We start from the raw sequence: 16,026 nt of genomic DNA on the forward strand, positions 1-16,026 counted from the left end.
GCAGAAGGGATTTCTTCCAACTACATTTTCTTTAGAATAACTGATGATAAAGGTGGAATTATAACCTTTCGGGCAATGTTTTTGTCATTATTAAGTAAATTTGAATATTTAGATTTTTCCGGAAGGTTAAATACTTCAGTTGTTGATTCAAGGTTAAAAATTACGAGAATCTCGTTCCTTTGATCCGCACGCTTATAGGCTAATTTTTTACCATCTGTTATTATAAATTCAATATCACCGGTAGAAAGCACCGGGTTATTTGTACGGATTTTGATTAATTTTTGATACCAGTCAAACTGATTTTGGTTAAATCCCACAGGATCAAACATTTTAGTACCAGGCTGAACATTATTTCTTGTTTCTGGTTCGAAGTTTAATCCTTTCCACCAAAGAGGTTTTCTTGGATGCGGATCGTCAGCACCCCACATTCCCATTTCTTCTCCATTCCAGATTTGCGGAGCTCCTATACTGGTAAATAAATGTACCAGGTATAATTTTAGCCGTTGATAAGTTTCTTGATCAGGCTTACCGGTCTTATACAAAGGATCATCATTCGGACTGGCTTTAAATTTGTATTTATTAGGATTAAAAAAATCCGTTAACAGCCTTGGAGTATCATGAGAAGATGAAACATTCATCATCGATAACGGTTTTCAGGCATTAGACGATTCCATTGAAGTAATAAGCTGTCTTTTAACTGTTTGGCATTTATTTCATAGTTATTTTTAGCGAAGAAATAGCGGGCAGGGCGATATACCTGATAAAACATAACTGCATCAAAAACATCACCACTTGTATATGGCACAGGATCCATCAGTTTATCAGGCCATTCTTCCCACCATATTTCTCCGATGAGGTATGCCTCCGGCTGTACAGAACGGACTTTTTTCCTGAAATCTCTCCAGAATCCGAGGCCTATCTGATCTGCCACGTCCAGTCGGTAGCCATCAACGCCTTCACTGACATTTCCGTTAGGAGCGAGCCATCTTTGGGTTACATCGAAAATATGTTGTTTGGCCGCTGAATTAATATCTCCTTCATATGGATGCCCGGCTTTACGTTCTGTACTTATATTTGTCTTCTTCAATTCCGGCATACCTGGGATTCCCCACCAACCGTCATAAGAAAATTCATTTTGCGGCGTTTGAGGATTATCAAATGATTTGATAGCGTACCAATCTTTAAATGCCGATTTTTCCTGGTTTTTTATAATATCCTGCCATGCCCAGAAAAGTGTTCCTGTGTGATTCCATGAATAATCAAGGATAATTTTTATATTTCTTTTATGTAGTTCTTTAACCAGTTTCAGGAATAATTTATCAGCTGAAGTCCATTTCCAGGATGTCGGATCAACAGGATTCTCAGAAGCAATAATCTTACGGTCACCAGTCGGATCCGGCCCAAAGTTTACATCAATGTGATGGTAGTTTCTGGCATCATATTTATGCAGAGAGGGAGCATCATTTAGCGGATTGATAAAAATGGCCGTAATTCCAAGGTTTTGCAGGTAATCCAATTTGTTGATAACACCTTGCAGATCACCTCCGAATCTTCTGAACTGACTGGTTTCATTCCAGGATTTTCCGGTATTTAGTGCCCAATTCTCCTGCTGATACCAATTATGGGTCCAGGGAGTAATTGACCATCCTTCAGGAGTAAACGAATTAAGCTGTGCAACATCCATGGTTGAAGGGGAAGGGTCATTTCCTTTATCTCCATTGTTAAAACGTTCCACGAAAATTTGATACCAGATAGCCTTTTTGGCCCATAGCGGAGGTTCAGAGAAGGGTGTAGATTGTTGCGAAAACCCGTAATGACTTAAAAGAAAGAGAAGGGAAATAAAGTATAGTTTTTTCATATGTTTTAATAAAAATGGGTAATCAGAAAAATAAGAGCAACAGAAATATTTTTAACCATTCTTTCCAAGCAGAAACTCCAAAGGAAAATGCAGGCGTTTATTCCATGACTTTTCGCTGTGATCATCCCCCGGGAAAAACAAAGTTTCCCAGTTTTTAGCTGAAAACCCTCTTTTTTTCATTATTTCATCAGCTTCCTTTTGTAAAGGAGGATATAAAGCATCGAGTGTTTGATCACCGTAATCAAAATAGATTCTGTGTGTTTCAGGATCAGGAAGAGAATTATTCATGAAATTAAAGAATGCCCCGGGAATAGGGTTGTTTTGCACCGAATAAGTCCCGGGCCAATGTGTTGAAAGGCAGGCTGCCCCTTCAAAAATATCAGGATACTCACAGATGGCATAAAGAGAAATTAATCCCCCCATACTGCTTCCTGCCACGAAGGTGCAGCTTTTCTCCGGAAAAACAGAAAAGTTCTGATCAACAAATGGCTTTACTTCGTAAACTAAAAATTTCAGATAATTATCAGAGTCAGGATAAAATGGAGCAGTGATTTTTCCGGCATCCTGAAGTTGTCTGGAAATTAATTCCTGTTGTTTTTCGGAAAGTGATTCAAAAGGTTTCTGAGGAAAGTAATCAGAATGGCGTGTTTTACCTCCGTTCCAGATACCCACCACAATGAAATCTCTTAGTTTACCTTCTTTCATCAATGCAGAGGCGACATCATCTATATCCCATGCTTGTTTGTTCCAGGTTGTGGTGCTGTCATAAAGCATTTGTCCGTCATGCATGTATAATACCTCATATTTCTTTGCTGTACTGTAATCTGACGGTACCCAAATGTCTATATTTCTTTCCCCTATGTATTTTGACTTGAAGGTTTTCATTTTTTAATATTTCCTGATGAAGATTACTGAAGTTTTGTGTTGTACCCGGAGAATAGAATAAAAGGCTTATGGTTAGATAAGACGATTTCGGGTAAAAGAAATAATTACATTCTTATCACGAGTAAGAATCGAAATTATTGCGGTAAAGAATTGCAGCGTTTTATTTAAAGCCTGAGTTAGACTATATGGCAGAATATTTATCCTTTGAAACAGATATTTTAGTTTTAAGAAATAGGGTAAGGAAAAGCTAAAGCGTTTTGACTTTCGCTTTCAGACTATAAAATTTTAAGATGAAAATTAAGGCTAATATTCCTAAAATTCCGATGATACCAAATAATAGTGCCTCCTGCTGTTCAGTATCTTCAAGCATTTTGTGATTTTCCTTTGACCAACCCTTATGTCTTTCTGATAGCTCCTGTAGTTCCCGGTTTTTTTCAGTTAAATCATTATTTTGCTGAATCAGATCATTGTATTTGTCGGTATTATGTGAGTTTTCCTGACTGTGTAAATTGGCTTGCTCATCAAGAATTTCGTTGTCTTTTTTAATGATTTCTTCCAGAATCATAATTTCAGATTCCATGTCTTTAGAAGTCTTACCTCCAAAAAGTCCATTAGACTGACTTTTGGCTTCTTTATAATTCTGATATAAGATTGCTCTTTGGTCCGTTAACACTTTTAGCTTGTCCTGGGCGAATGCTGAACTAAAAACAAGGCTTAAAAAGATTCCAAATGCCGTTTTTTTCATTTTATCTTGAACATATGAAGATTTTTCAATGGAAAATTGCAAATTTATTTCGAATATTCATCAAAAAACCAAAAAATTTAAAGGTCTTGAATTCTGTATATCTTTTTAGTCAGAAGGGAATAAAAAAATGGTTGAAGACTAGGAAAGCATTACCCATATGTTCGTTAGTCTCGTAACCAACGAGGTATTCAGAACTTGATTTTATGGCAATACGACAGATCAAATTTGGAAATAAGGAGCTTTGAATGAGCATCTTATAAGTTCTATTTTTGAAATGTTGATTATTTAAGAAATTAAATAATCAAATATAGGATGTAGCAATTAAAGTTGACATAGGTGACTTTAATGTACAAAGTGCGGTCATAATATCATTAATCAAACACAATATCTTTTTACCTATGAAAAAAGTGGCGTATATTTTAATATTGTTAGGCGGTGTAGGAGAAACTACCGGATGGGCTCAAAAAACAGAAAAGGGGAAAGAAACTTTCCAAAGGGTACAGAACACGGTTATGATTGATACTATTAATCAGAAGCAGTCATCCGTTCAGGAGATGACGCAGAAGGTGGTAGAGGCAACCTATAAAAGTTTTCCTCAACAGACCGGACAGCCTACGATTATTATTAACAATATCATCATTCCCTCTGAAGCTTCCAAGGCTGTGCCTGCTCCTGCCTTAGCTCCGGTAAACCCTCCGGTTACGGTGTTTGCCGAGGACAAAGAATATCAAGAGTGGCTGAGAGAGAAGTACCGGAGACAAACCTTACCGGATGATTATAAAAATAAGTCTGCAAGTGTAGGGAATGGAAAAACGCTCACGTTTAAAGAGCGATTTGGAGAGATAAACAGGCGAAAATCAGGAACTTGGATAATACCAATAATAGGGTTACATGCTTCTGATTTTAACATAGATTTTAAGGATGGTAACTATACGGGTAGAACAGGCTTTAACGCTGGTGTAGATGTCAGAATTAGAACGCAACGTTTTTTTATTCAGCCCGGTATTCATTACTTCAACTCTTCAACGCAGGTTTCTAACAAAGACAGTCTTAATAATGCGCGTTTGACGGATGGCCCAAGGGTACAAAGCCTTAAGGTCCCGTTGATGGTTGGGATATACTTGACGAGAGGAGACAGCGGTTTTTTTAAGTTTAATATAAAAGGCGGTGGTGTGGCTAATTATCTTTTAGCGGTAGATAACAACAGTAATACTAATTTAAGAAAAGAAAACCTTAATGAATGGACTTATGGTGTGAATGCTGGAATTGGTCTGGAATTTGGATTCATTACACTAGATGTGACACACGAGTGGGGCTTGACTAACTATTTTAAGAATGACAGTCAGAAAAACAATATCCTGAGGGTTTCACTGGGATTCAAAATATAGCGTATGACGAGTTGAACAATAAAACAAATCCCTTTAAAGCCGGTAAGTACAATCAGATTATCGCATAAAAGAAGTCGCTCTAGTTAAGAGCGACTTCTTTTGTATCTTCCGGGAAAACAAATTTCACCGGTTTCCTGACTTTTTCTTTTAATAAGGCAATTTCCAGCACTTCATCAACCATATCAACATAATGGAATTTCAGATCAGAGATATATGATGGTGTAATTTCATCAATATCCTTTTTGTTTTTGTTACAAAGAATAATTTCTCTGATACCTGCGCGCTTAGCTGCCAGAATTTTTTCTTTTATTCCTCCAACTGGTAAAACCTTCCCTCTCAGAGTAATCTCTCCTGTCATCGCCAATTTATTTTTTACTTGTCTTTGAGTCAATGCAGACGCAATTGAGGTTGTCATAGTTACTCCGGCAGAAGGCCCGTCTTTAGGTACGGCACCTGCCGGAACATGAATATGAATATTATAGTTGTCAAAAATTCTGTAGTCAATACCATAATCATCGGAATGTGCTCTAAGATAACTTAAGGCTGCCATGGCCGATTCTTTCATTACATCGCCTAATTGACCTGAAAGTGTTAATCCTCCTTTACCTTTCGTCAGAAGTGTTTCTATGAACAGAATATCTCCGCCTACTGGTGTCCAGGCCAAACCTGTAACAACCCCGGCTGTTTCATTTGATTCATAAAGGTCTTTATCAAAAATTTCAGAGCCAAGCAGCTTTAAAATATCCTCTGGTTTAACAGATTTAGGATATTCCTCTTCCATAGCAATGGATTTGGTGATTTTCCTGATAAGTTTGCCGACTTCCTGCTCAAGCTTTCTCACACCTGATTCTCTGGTATAACCTTCTACAATTTTCTGAATCGCTGAGTCCGTAACAGTAAGAGATTTGTTTTCCAGCCCATGTTCTTCTTTTTGTTTGGGGATAAGGTGTTTTTTGGCAATCTGAACCTTCTCTTCAATGGTATAACCGCTGATATCGATAATTTCCATTCTATCTCTTAAAGCGGGATGAATAGAATCAAGAGAATTGGCGGTAGCAATAAACATTACTTTTGAAAGGTCGTATTCCACTTCAAGGTAATTGTCCATAAAAGTACTGTTTTGCTCCGGATCCAATACTTCTAAAAGAGCAGAAGAGGGATCTCCACGGTGGTCTGAAGAAACTTTATCGATTTCATCGAGAATAAAGACAGGATTGGAAGAACCTGCTTTTTTAATGTTCTGAACAATTTTGCCAGGCATTGCTCCGATATAGGTCTTACGGTGTCCACGAATTTCAGACTCGTCGTGTAAACCTCCCAACGCCATTCTTACATATTTTCTTCCCAGCGACTTGGCGATGGATTTCCCCAGAGAGGTTTTCCCAACACCCGGAGGGCCGTAAAGACAAAGAATCGGTGCTTTCATATTGCCTTTCATCTTCAAAACCGCAAGATATTCGATAATTCTTTCTTTGACTTTCTCTAAACCAAAGTGCTCAGCATCAAGAATTTTTTGGGCTTTTTTAAGATCAAAGTTGTCCTTTGTATATTCATTCCAGGGCAAATCAACCAGAAGCTCGACATAGTTCATCAGCATCGGGTATTCCGCAGACATAGAATTTGTTCTTTGGAGTTTACCTAATTCTTTCTGGAAGTAGTCATTTACTTCTTTATTCCATTTCTTTTTTGCCCCTTTGGCTCTGATATTATCTAATTCCTGTTCAGGACTGTCAACGCCAAGCTCTTCCTGTAAAACCTTGATTTGCTGTCTGAGATAATAATCACGCTGCTGCTGGTCTATATCACTACTTGCTTTACTCTGAATCTCACGTTTCAATTCTAGCAATTGAATATCGTTCATCATATGCTCCAGCAATTTCTGGGCCTGTTCTATTCCATCAAGTGTTTCCAGTAATTGCTGTTTTTCAGCTAATTCCGCAGTAATATTTGAGGATAAGAAGTGAGTAAGAAAGGTTGGAGAATCAATATTGTCAAGAGCAATCTGAGCTTCTCGTGGAATTTCAGGATTCAGATTCAATATTTTGATGGCCGATTCTTTCAGAGAGGCGACAAGCGCTTTATTTTCCCGGTTTAGTTTTTTCGGGAATGTATCATCAATGTATTTTACTTTCGCCAGGAAATTTGGTTCAGTTTTAAGGAAATCCAATACCTCAAAACGTTTACGCCCCTGAACGATAATCGTAATATTCCCGCCAGGTAATACAATCATTTTCAGGATATTGGCAACCGTTCCGATTTTATATAAATCTTCTGTAGTAGGCTCCTCTCTGTTCTGATTAGCCTGTACTAAAACGCCGATTGTCCGGTTCCCTTTATATGCTTTCTTAACAAGACGCACGGATTTCTGTCTTCCAACAGTAATTGGAATAACCATTCCCGGAAAAAGAACAATATTTCTGATAGGAAGAATAGGTAATTCATCAGAAAGATTGTTGAATTTTTCATCATCTTCCAGGCCATCGCTTCCTAAAGGAATAAGTTCTATTCCATCGAAATCAGTTATTTCAGAAAGTTTAAGTTTACTTAAAATATTGTTATAGCTCATAATTGTCAAATGCTATTGAGTTCTCAGTCGAGACTGACAATTTTGATTGAAGAGTTAGTGGTTCGTATCAAATCAAATTATGAGGAACCCGTGCCGACGAGTCCTTAAATCAAAATGTATGTCAAACTGACAGAATGATAATAAATTTACAGATTAGTAATCTTCTATTCAAACTTAATTATTATACGGTCAAATCTTATGCCAGTAGACATATTGTCAGACTTTTTATAAATTTTAGAAATAATTGAAGAAAATTAGTATTCCGGAGGGAAAATTAAATATCCTGTATTTTCTTTTTCTGGTTAAAAATGAATGATTTTTTGTCGCCCTGCCAGGATAAATTTATAATATTGACCTGATCTTCAAATATATCCATTAACACATCATTCTGAATTTTTGATCCTGAAACAGATTCATTTACAGGCATTTCCAAATAAATCCATGTAGCATCCTTTGACTCTTCTTTTCCAATATAGTTATATGGTTTCTTTTGATTTTTTGAATTGATCAGATTAAAATGCTTTCGGATATATTTTTCCACAAAACCATCATTTTTGTCATTATTTTCGATGATAAACTTCTGATTTCCATTTTCAAGTGATAAAACTTTTTCAAGATCATCCGTGAAAATCCTTATGCTTATCTCAATGTTTTTTTCCCTGGCATTATAATTCATTTCAGTAAGACTGGTATGAAAAGCATGTTTTTTAAAGGAAAAAAAGATAAAAGAGCCTAAAATCAATAGACAAAGCAAAATGAAAAACCTCATAGGTGAAGACATATGAGGTTTTGAAAAAGAATAATTAATAGCTGGAATCTGTATTTCCATATTGGCGATTTCTTAACGTAATGTTTTAATAAGCAAACGAATAATCTTTATCAATATACGATGAATGAATACTCAATTGTTATATCCGAAACCTTTTCCTAAAAAATGACCTTAAATAAATCGTTTCCAAAGGTAAAGGCCATTAAAGCGAGTAAGATAATCATACCAACTTGCTGAGCTCTTTCCAGTACTACTTCAGATGGCGCTTTACCGGATATCATTTCATACAATAAAAAGATTGCATGACCCCCATCCAGTGCCGGAATCGGAAGTAAGTTCATAAATGCCAAGGCCATTGAGAGTAACCCTGTTAAGAACCAAAAACGACCCCAATCCCAAATGCCACCAAAAAGTCTTGCAATACCTATCGGACCGCTTAAGGCTTTAGTTGGTGCAACTTCACCTTTAAAGATTTTTTTAAACCCTTTAATATTATCGCCGATTACACCGAATGCACTGGATGTACCAATACTTAAAGCTTGTCCGAATGAATAATCTTCATGAGTTTGTTTAATTAAAAATTCAGGAATAAACCCGATTTTTCCATCAGGAGATACCGTCAGGCTAAGTGTATCAATTTTGCCTTGTCTCTCAATGCCTAATTTAACAGCTTTGCCAGCATTTTTTTCAAGAATATCTCTCAATTCATGGTAGAAATGAATTGGCGTCTTGTTAAGACTTATGATTTTGTCATCAGCCTGTAAACCTGCGGCCATAGCCGGAAGTAATTCTTCTTTCTTCGCTCCGAAAAGTTTATCAAGCATCGAAGGCGTTTTGGGCGCGGCTACTTCTCTGACTTTAAACGGTCTGATTGGTTCTATAAATTCAGCATTTTTATCTGAAAGCTTTTCGAAGAAATCAGTTGGAACTTTTATATTTAAAATTTGTCCGTTTCTGTCAATCGTATAGTAGCTGTTTTCTCCCAGAATAATATCTGAACTGCCTACATCGCTGAATTTCTTAAAATCTTTACCGTTGATTTTCAGGATTTTATCCCCTGTTTTCAGGCCAATGTACTGGCCTAATTTATACGAAACAATCCCGTTTTTGTTTACTTCTTCTCTTGATATATAGTTATTCCCGTTGTTGTAAGTAATTGCAACAAAAATAATAATACCCGTAATTACATTGATAATTACTCCGCCAAGCATTACAATAAGTCTCTGCCATGCTGGCTTGGCTCTGAATTCCCAGGGTTCTGGTTCTTTGGCAAGTGTTGAGGAATCCTGAGTTTCGTCAATCATCCCGGCAATAGATACATAACCACCTAAAGGAAACCAACCCACACCATATTCTGTTTCACCTATCTTCTTTTTAAATAAAGAGAAATTTAATAAAGTTGGTACAGGAAAAAGGAAGTCAAAGAAGAGATAGAATTTATCCACACGCATCTTAAACCACTTTGCTGTGATATAGTGACCAAATTCATGCAGGGTCACTAAAATTGACAGCCCCAAAATTAGCTGTCCTGCCATTACTAATCCTTCCATTCGTTTTTTTTCGGTTGTGTGTTTCAGAGATTGTCGGTTGAATTAAAAATACACAAACCTTTTACTTTGATTGTTATATTAATGTATATGCTAATTTTCTGGTCTCCTCGTCTGTTTTAATGTAATCATCTAATCCCGGGTGATTAATAAACGGAATTTTTGAAAGACAAGTTTCTATCAGATCAGACATTTGCAAAAAGCCTATTTTATCTTCTAAAAAAGCAGCTACTGCTACTTCATTAGCAGCGTTCAGAACACAAGGTGAATTCCCTCCTTTAGTCATTGCTTCAAAAGCCAGTTGCAAGTTACGAAATGTTTCTGTATCTGGTTGTTCAAATGTGAGATTGGGATATTTTGTGAAGTCAAAACGTGGAAAATCCGATTTTAGTCTGTTGGGAAAACCAATTGCAAACTGAATCGGTAATTTCATGTCAGGCAGACCCATTTGTGCTTTAATGGAGCCATCTTCAAACTGTACCAATGAATGAACTATAGACTGAGGATGTACAATTACCTCAATTTGCTCCGGTTTTAATGAAAATAACCATTTTGCTTCAATCACCTCAAGTCCTTTGTTCATCAAACTGGCAGAATCTATGGTGATTTTAGCACCCATGACCCAGTTGGGATGTTTCAATGCTTGTGACTTACTTATATTCGTAAGCTCATGGTATTTTTTTCCACGAAAAGGACCTCCTGATGCGGTAAGTATGATTTTTTCAATCGGATTATGGAATTCCCCGACAAGACATTGGAAAATAGCGGAATGCTCTGAGTCAACAGGGAAAATATTGATACCTTTCTCTGCAGCAAGTTTTGTAATCAGTTCTCCGGCTACAACCAGGGTTTCTTTGTTCGCCAGTGCAATGTGTTTGCCAGCTTCAATAGCTTTAATAGTTGGCAAAAGGCCAACATAGCCGACTAATGCGGTCAGAACGATGTCAATGGTTTCCATTTGAACTACCGCTGAAAGTGCAGCTGTTCCGGTATAAACCTTTATCCCGTGACCGTCAAGTGCCGTAAAAACCTTATCGTACAGACTTTCATTAGCAATTACAACGCAATTGGGCTTAAATTCAATACTTTGTTCAATCAGTAATGCTGCATTATTCTGAGCGGTCAGTACTTCAACTTCAAAATGTTGAGGGTTGGCTTTAATGACTTCCAGGGTTTGTGTTCCGATTGAACCCGTTGAGCCTAAAATGGCGATTCTTCGTTTTTGCATATATAACTAAATGGCAGAAAGCCATAAAAGCTTCTTAAAATTCGGAAAATTGGATTTCTGATATCTATCCTGACCTAAAGAATCTCCGGACTAAAATTTCCAGTTTAAAATCTGTTGTATGAAAATATTAACAACTGACGGAAAAACGGCGATTGTGAAAATAACACCAAACAGGGCTCCATATAAGTGAGCCGAATGGTTTATATTGTCGCCGCCGCGACGCCCCATGGCAATAGAATACCATACATAAAGCAGCGCATAAATAATACCCGGAATTCCTAAAGCACCATAGAGGTAGATTTTATCCAAAGGGAAAAATAAAATACCTGCAAAAATTATGGAAGAAACACCACCTGAAGCTCCAAGCGAATTGTAGCTGAAATTATTTCTGTTTTTGATATATGAAGGAACGTCGGAAAGAATAATTCCTCCCAGATATAGGATTAAGAAATAGATTTCTCCTGTGCTGCCAAAAATCTCCTTAAAAACGGCTTCAATGTTTTGCCCGAAGAAATAAAAACTCAGCATATTAAAGAATAGATGCCCGTAGTCTGCATGAATAAAACCTGAGGTTAAAAAACGCCAGTATTCATTTTTACGGTTAATCATAAAAGGGTTCATCAGTAATTTGCCAAGCAAAGTATCGTTGTTCCAGGCTAATAAACTAATAACTACCGTGGCTGCAATCAGAAGAATGGTTAAAGACATAATTTTAAGCAAATAAAAGGAGTCAGAATTTCTGAAGCCAAAGTCTTTGATTTAAATATTGGTTATTTGAGTAAATCGAATATTCATTTTAATATTCTGAATGTAATCTGCTCTGGAAAAGAGAGTTAATGGTCAGAATGACAGGCAATTTTCCTGCAAATTTAATTAAACTTCTCTATCAATCAACATCTCGGTAAATTCGATCAGCGCTGCTTTCCTGGATTCTTCGATGTCCAGAGATTTAAGGCTCTCAAAACCGATGTTAAAGTAAGCATTAATCTTGTCCTCCGTAATTTTTTTGATACCAAGCTGATCATAAATTTCGGTTACAGCTTTTACTTTTAGAGAAGCCTCAAATGTTTCAAGACTAAGCCAGTAATTGAGCGTTTCCCGGGTTTCTCCGCTTGCTTTTTCCAGAGCTTCAATAAGTAAGAAAGTTTTTTTATTGGCGATAATATCTCCTCCAACCTGTTTCCCAAATTTATCAGGATCTCCGTAAACATCTAAAAGGTCATCTTTCAGCTGAAACCCTAGTCCAATATTAATACCAAATTGATAAAGCAGTTCACAGGAATTATCGTCAGCTCCGGCAATAATACCACCTAATTCCATCGCGAATCCTACCAGGACAGAAGTTTTGAGTTTGATCATTTCAAGATATTCTTCCTCAGAAACGGATTCTCTTTTCTCGAAATTCATATCCAGTTGTTGTCCTTCACAAACTTCAGCGGCAGTACGGTTAAAACGCTTTAATGCTTTTTTGAATTTAGCATCTTCTACGAATAGTAACAGTTCATAGGCTTGTACCAGCATTACATCGCCGGAAAGGATCGCAATATTTTCATTCCATTTTTCATGAACAGTTGGTTTTCCACGACGTAATGGCGCTTTATCCATGATATCGTCATGCATGAGCGTAAAATTATGGAAAATCTCGACGGCAATGGCCGGTTTTACTGCTTTTTGCCAGTCGTCCGTAAATAAAGCTGTGGAAAGAATTGTCATAAGAGGACGTAAACGTTTGCCGCCCAGAGACATGATATAACGGATTGGTTCATACAATTCTACCGGATTTTCGCCGTAGTTTTGCTGAGAGATCTCTTCGTTAAGTGTTTTGAGAAAAATGCTTGTATTCATTAATTTTTACTAGGTACAACCGATAACGAAAATATTAGCTTTTGCTATGGATTGTGATCTGTTAAATCCAGGGACTCAAAGTTAGGAAGAACTATAAAACTTATTGATGAGAAGGGTAATAAATTTCAGATTCCCTGGTTTTGTCTTAAAAATTTGACAAAACCAGGGAATCTGAAAAAACTTAAAATTTAGGGGTGATATTCATATTATAGAACATAAATGAATAAATATCAGCAAGTAATTCAATGTTTTTTGCGGTATTACTTGCTCCATGTCCTGAATTTGTATCAATTCTGATCAGAACAGGATTTTTACCTTTATATTTTTCCTGCAAGGTAGCAGCATATTTAAATGAATGAGCCGGAACAACCCTGTCATCATGATCGGCAGTGGTAATTAATGTTGCAGGATAGTTTACGCCCTCTTTAAGATTATGAAGAGGTGAATAAGCATAAAGTGCCTTAAATTCCTCAGCATTATCACTTGAGCCATAGTCTGCAATCCAATTCCAGCCGATTGTGAATTTATGAAAACGAAGCATGTCCATAACCCCTACCTGAGGAATAGCAACCTTGAATAAATCAGGTCTCTGATTCATCACGGCTCCTACTAACAGACCTCCGTTGGAACCGCCTCTGATTGCCAGTCTTTCTTTGGAAGTATATTTCTCTGCGATCAGATATTCTCCGGCAGCAATAAAGTCATCAAAGACATTTTGCTTTTTCAGTTTCATTCCTTGCTCATGCCATTTTTCACCATATTCAGCTCCACCTCTCAGGTTTGTCTGGGCAAAAATGGCGCCCTGTTCAATCAGAGGTAACAAAGTCGCACTGAAATTTGGAAGAAGGCTGATATTAAAACCTCCGTAACCATATAGAAGCGTAGGGTTTGAGCCATCAAGTCTGATACCTTTTTTATAAACCAGAAACATTGGCACCTTTGTACCATCCTTACTGGTGTAGAAAACCTGTTTGGTTTCGAAATCGGTTGGTTTAAACGCTACTTCAGGCTGACGGAAAACGACGCTTTTCCCGGTTGCGATTTCATATCTGTAGATAGTTGGTGGAAAAGTAAAAGAAGTAAAAGAATAAAATACAAATTTGTCATCCTTTTCTCCATCGAAGCCTGTGGATGTCCCGATTGCAGGAAGCTTGACTTCTTTTTCTAGCTTTCCGTTTATATCATACAAATACACTCTTGTGCTAACATCCTTCAGATAGGATATAAATAGTTTCCCACCAGCTGTTCCAACATTTTCCAAAGGTTCCGGTTTTTCCGGAATAACAACTTTCCAGTTTGTTAAATCCGGATTTTTCGGATCAAAAAGAAGCACTTTTGAGTTTGGAGCTTTATCGTTTGTTTCAATAAGAAATTTATCTCCGACATTGTCGATTACCCGGAATCGTGAGTTTGATACCTCAGAGATGATAGGGGTAAAGCTTTTTTGCCCTTTTTCTTTGAAAAATACCGCATTTCCATCTTTACCTTTACCTCTGTCACTAATAACGAGAATTGCATATTTCTCATCTTCGGTAGTACCAACCTGATTAAAACGCTGCGGATTAGCTGCATCTTCAAAAATCAGTTCATCTTCCGCCTGAGTGGTTCCTATTTTGTGGAAAAAAACCTGATGATTTTCATTTTTTGACGATAACTCCTTGCCTTTTTCAGGCTGTGGATAACGACTGTAATAGAAACCATCACCTTGCCAGGCAGCTCCGGAAACTTTAACCCATTCCAGTTTATCGGCAAGCATCTTTTTACCTGACATCTCCATTACCTGAAATTCCTGCCAGTCGGAACCTGCTTTTGATAGCCCGCAGATTGCATATTTTCCGTTTTTTGAAAGCCTGAATAAAGTAAGTCTTGTTGTGCCGTCAGTTGATAATTTGTTAGGATCAATAATTTCCTCCGGAACTCCGTCAAGACCTTTTTGGCGATACAGGACAGCCTGATTCTGAAGGCCGTCATTTTTATAAAAATAGAAATACTCGCCTTTTCTGGAAGGAGCAGAATATTTCGGATAGTTAAATACTTTTTCCAGACGGTCTTTAAACTGCTGGCGATAAGGGATTTTCGAGAGATAATCGAACGTAACTTTATTTTCTTCTTTTACCCAGGCTGCTGTTTCAGCAGAACGATCATCTTCAAGCCAATGATAAGGATCTGATACTTTTACCCCGTGATACTCATCAATATGTTCAATTTTTGGGGTATTAGGATATTGAATCTGAGCGTTTACTTGTGAACTTGCGGTAATCATGAAAGTGGATAATGCAGTTAATGTGATAAGTTGTTTCATTTGTTTCAGGTTTTGATGAAATTTTGGGTACAAAGTAAAGCAATAAGTTGACTCTTAAGAATAAAATTAATTCTAAATTGTACTTAATCGGGTCTGTAGGCTTGTGGTTCTTGGAATTTCTTTATTAAATTTGGCAGTTGAAAAAAGACTTGTGATTTTTGTACCGGAATCAGAAATGGTCTTAAACGTTTTTGAATAACCCTCTGATATTCAAAATAATGCAAAGCATAGTACGTTTTATCACTATGTTTAATATGGAATGTAATTAAAATGTAACAAAGAATTCATGAAAAGACTTGTGGCTTTGATATTATTTCTGGTCATCTTCTTCGGAAGTCTGATGCCTAAATTGGGTATGGAGGAGTCTGTTAAATTACCCGAGTTACTAAAACATTACCAATACCATAAACGAAGTGCTCCTAAGACTTTTAATTTCAAAGTATTCTTATGGATGCATTATTCCGCAGACTCTTCACATTCAAAAACTACACATCATAGTACCTTACCTTGTTTTGATTGCGGAGGTATTGGGTTCTTATATGTATTAGCCAGCCTCTTTACCCTGGCACTTATGTCTTTGCATTTTAAAATGCTTGGAAGACGGAAAATGCTTTGGAAAAATGATTATTCCCTTTTATTAAGTCCTTCATTGCTGAATCCGCCCCGGGGATTCTGATTTTCCCTTTAATTAAGTTAGCGCTATTTCTGTTTTTCAAAGGCTGTATTCAGGTTTTGAAAAAACTATTTTGTCATAAATTTTCCTGAGAAATAGTAACGCTTGCTACAAAGGGATAATCCCGTTCATCTCAAAGAATCACACAACTCTTAACGGAAAATACTTTTCACAGGTATTTAATGGCCGAGGGTTTTGAAGGTTCATCAAAAATTATAAT

General features: G+C 37.0%; 13 protein-coding genes. 2 read left to right on the top strand and 11 right to left on the bottom strand.

Annotated features, from left to right (window positions below; genetic code table 11):
- Window positions 1–20 precede the first annotated feature (20 nt).
- The 4 genes from BM179_RS05915 to BM179_RS05930 form a co-directional block, all read right to left on the bottom strand.
- Complete coding sequence (locus BM179_RS05915; RefSeq protein WP_092013742.1) at window positions 21–641, bottom strand: alpha-amylase family protein; 621 nt, start codon at window positions 639–641, stop codon at window positions 21–23.
- The gene (locus BM179_RS05920; protein ID WP_092013744.1) at window positions 638–1,858 is read right to left on the bottom strand and encodes an alpha-amylase family glycosyl hydrolase; all 1,221 of its coding nucleotides are present in this window, start codon (window positions 1,856–1,858) and stop codon (window positions 638–640) included. Before BM179_RS05920 ends, BM179_RS05915 begins: the two co-directional genes overlap by 4 nt.
- A 51-nt stretch (window positions 1,859–1,909) precedes the next feature.
- Window positions 1,910–2,743 (bottom strand): alpha/beta hydrolase, encoded by an 834-nt coding sequence (locus BM179_RS05925; RefSeq protein WP_092013747.1) that lies wholly within the window; start codon window positions 2,741–2,743, stop codon window positions 1,910–1,912.
- Window positions 2,744–2,990: 247 nt separating this feature from the next.
- Window positions 2,991–3,488, bottom strand: a complete 498-nt coding sequence (locus BM179_RS05930) for a hypothetical protein (protein WP_143095160.1) — start codon at window positions 3,486–3,488, stop codon at window positions 2,991–2,993.
- Window positions 3,489–3,886: 398 nt separating this feature from the next.
- On the opposite strand from BM179_RS05930, the gene BM179_RS05935 reads away from it, so the two are divergent.
- A complete protein-coding gene (locus BM179_RS05935) occupies window positions 3,887–4,876 on the top strand; it encodes a porin family protein (RefSeq protein ID WP_092013753.1) in 990 nt (329 codons plus the stop codon).
- Window positions 4,877–4,955: 79 nt separating this feature from the next.
- On the opposite strand, the gene lon is transcribed toward BM179_RS05935, so the two are convergent.
- From lon to BM179_RS05970, 7 genes are all read right to left on the bottom strand, one after another.
- A complete protein-coding gene (lon, locus tag BM179_RS05940) occupies window positions 4,956–7,442 on the bottom strand; it encodes an endopeptidase La (protein WP_177219313.1) in 2,487 nt (828 codons plus the stop codon).
- Between the two features lie 274 nt (window positions 7,443–7,716).
- Window positions 7,717–8,211 (bottom strand): DUF6702 family protein, encoded by a 495-nt coding sequence (locus BM179_RS05945; protein WP_229632906.1) that lies wholly within the window; start codon window positions 8,209–8,211, stop codon window positions 7,717–7,719.
- Between the two features lie 158 nt (window positions 8,212–8,369).
- Window positions 8,370–9,761, bottom strand: coding sequence for an RIP metalloprotease RseP (gene rseP, locus BM179_RS05950; protein ID WP_092013759.1), 1,392 nt, complete (start codon window positions 9,759–9,761; stop codon window positions 8,370–8,372).
- 73 nt (window positions 9,762–9,834) lie between these two features.
- The gene (locus tag BM179_RS05955) at window positions 9,835–10,986 is read right to left on the bottom strand and encodes a 1-deoxy-D-xylulose-5-phosphate reductoisomerase (protein ID WP_092013762.1); all 1,152 of its coding nucleotides are present in this window, start codon (window positions 10,984–10,986) and stop codon (window positions 9,835–9,837) included.
- A gap of 90 nt (window positions 10,987–11,076) precedes the next feature.
- Window positions 11,077–11,694: a rhomboid family intramembrane serine protease gene (locus BM179_RS05960; RefSeq protein WP_092013765.1), complete on the bottom strand. Its 618-nt coding sequence runs from the start codon at window positions 11,692–11,694 to the stop codon at window positions 11,077–11,079.
- A 165-nt stretch (window positions 11,695–11,859) separates the two neighbouring features.
- A complete protein-coding gene (locus tag BM179_RS05965; RefSeq protein ID WP_092013768.1) occupies window positions 11,860–12,831 on the bottom strand; it encodes a polyprenyl synthetase family protein in 972 nt (323 codons plus the stop codon).
- Between the two features lie 181 nt (window positions 12,832–13,012).
- Window positions 13,013–15,133: a prolyl oligopeptidase family serine peptidase gene (locus BM179_RS05970; RefSeq protein ID WP_092013771.1), complete on the bottom strand. Its 2,121-nt coding sequence runs from the start codon at window positions 15,131–15,133 to the stop codon at window positions 13,013–13,015.
- Window positions 15,134–15,419: 286 nt separating this feature from the next.
- On the opposite strand from BM179_RS05970, the gene BM179_RS05975 reads away from it, so the two are divergent.
- Window positions 15,420–15,809: a hypothetical protein gene (locus BM179_RS05975; RefSeq protein WP_092013774.1), complete on the top strand. Its 390-nt coding sequence runs from the start codon at window positions 15,420–15,422 to the stop codon at window positions 15,807–15,809.
- The last annotated feature ends 217 nt before the right edge of the window (window positions 15,810–16,026 follow it).

This window comes from Pseudarcicella hirudinis (genome assembly GCF_900115665.1).
Classification (GTDB): domain Bacteria; phylum Bacteroidota; class Bacteroidia; order Cytophagales; family Spirosomataceae; genus Pseudarcicella; species Pseudarcicella hirudinis.

Bases quoted from the DNA above. Each gene is read 5' to 3' on its own strand.
- rseP (WP_092013759.1), bottom strand. From the start codon at position 9,761: ATGGAAGGATTAGTAATGGCAGGACAGCTAATTTTGGGGCTGTCAATT.
- BM179_RS05970 (WP_092013771.1), bottom strand. From the start codon at position 15,133: ATGAAACAACTTATCACATTAACTGCATTATCCACTTTCATGATTACC.
- BM179_RS05925 (WP_092013747.1), bottom strand. From the start codon at position 2,743: ATGAAAACCTTCAAGTCAAAATACATAGGGGAAAGAAATATAGACATT.
- BM179_RS05920 (WP_092013744.1), bottom strand. From the start codon at position 1,858: ATGAAAAAACTATACTTTATTTCCCTTCTCTTTCTTTTAAGTCATTAC.
- BM179_RS05960 (WP_092013765.1), bottom strand. From the start codon at position 11,694: ATGTCTTTAACCATTCTTCTGATTGCAGCCACGGTAGTTATTAGTTTA.
- lon (WP_177219313.1), bottom strand. From the start codon at position 7,442: ATGAGCTATAACAATATTTTAAGTAAACTTAAACTTTCTGAAATAACT.
- BM179_RS05930 (WP_143095160.1), bottom strand. From the start codon at position 3,488: ATGAAAAAAACGGCATTTGGAATCTTTTTAAGCCTTGTTTTTAGTTCA.
- BM179_RS05955 (WP_092013762.1), bottom strand. From the start codon at position 10,986: ATGCAAAAACGAAGAATCGCCATTTTAGGCTCAACGGGTTCAATCGGA.
- BM179_RS05975 (WP_092013774.1), top strand. From the start codon at position 15,420: ATGAAAAGACTTGTGGCTTTGATATTATTTCTGGTCATCTTCTTCGGA.
- BM179_RS05915 (WP_092013742.1), bottom strand. From the start codon at position 641: ATGATGAATGTTTCATCTTCTCATGATACTCCAAGGCTGTTAACGGAT.
- BM179_RS05965 (WP_092013768.1), bottom strand. From the start codon at position 12,831: ATGAATACAAGCATTTTTCTCAAAACACTTAACGAAGAGATCTCTCAG.
- BM179_RS05945 (WP_229632906.1), bottom strand. From the start codon at position 8,211: ATGAGGTTTTTCATTTTGCTTTGTCTATTGATTTTAGGCTCTTTTATC.
- BM179_RS05935 (WP_092013753.1), top strand. From the start codon at position 3,887: ATGAAAAAAGTGGCGTATATTTTAATATTGTTAGGCGGTGTAGGAGAA.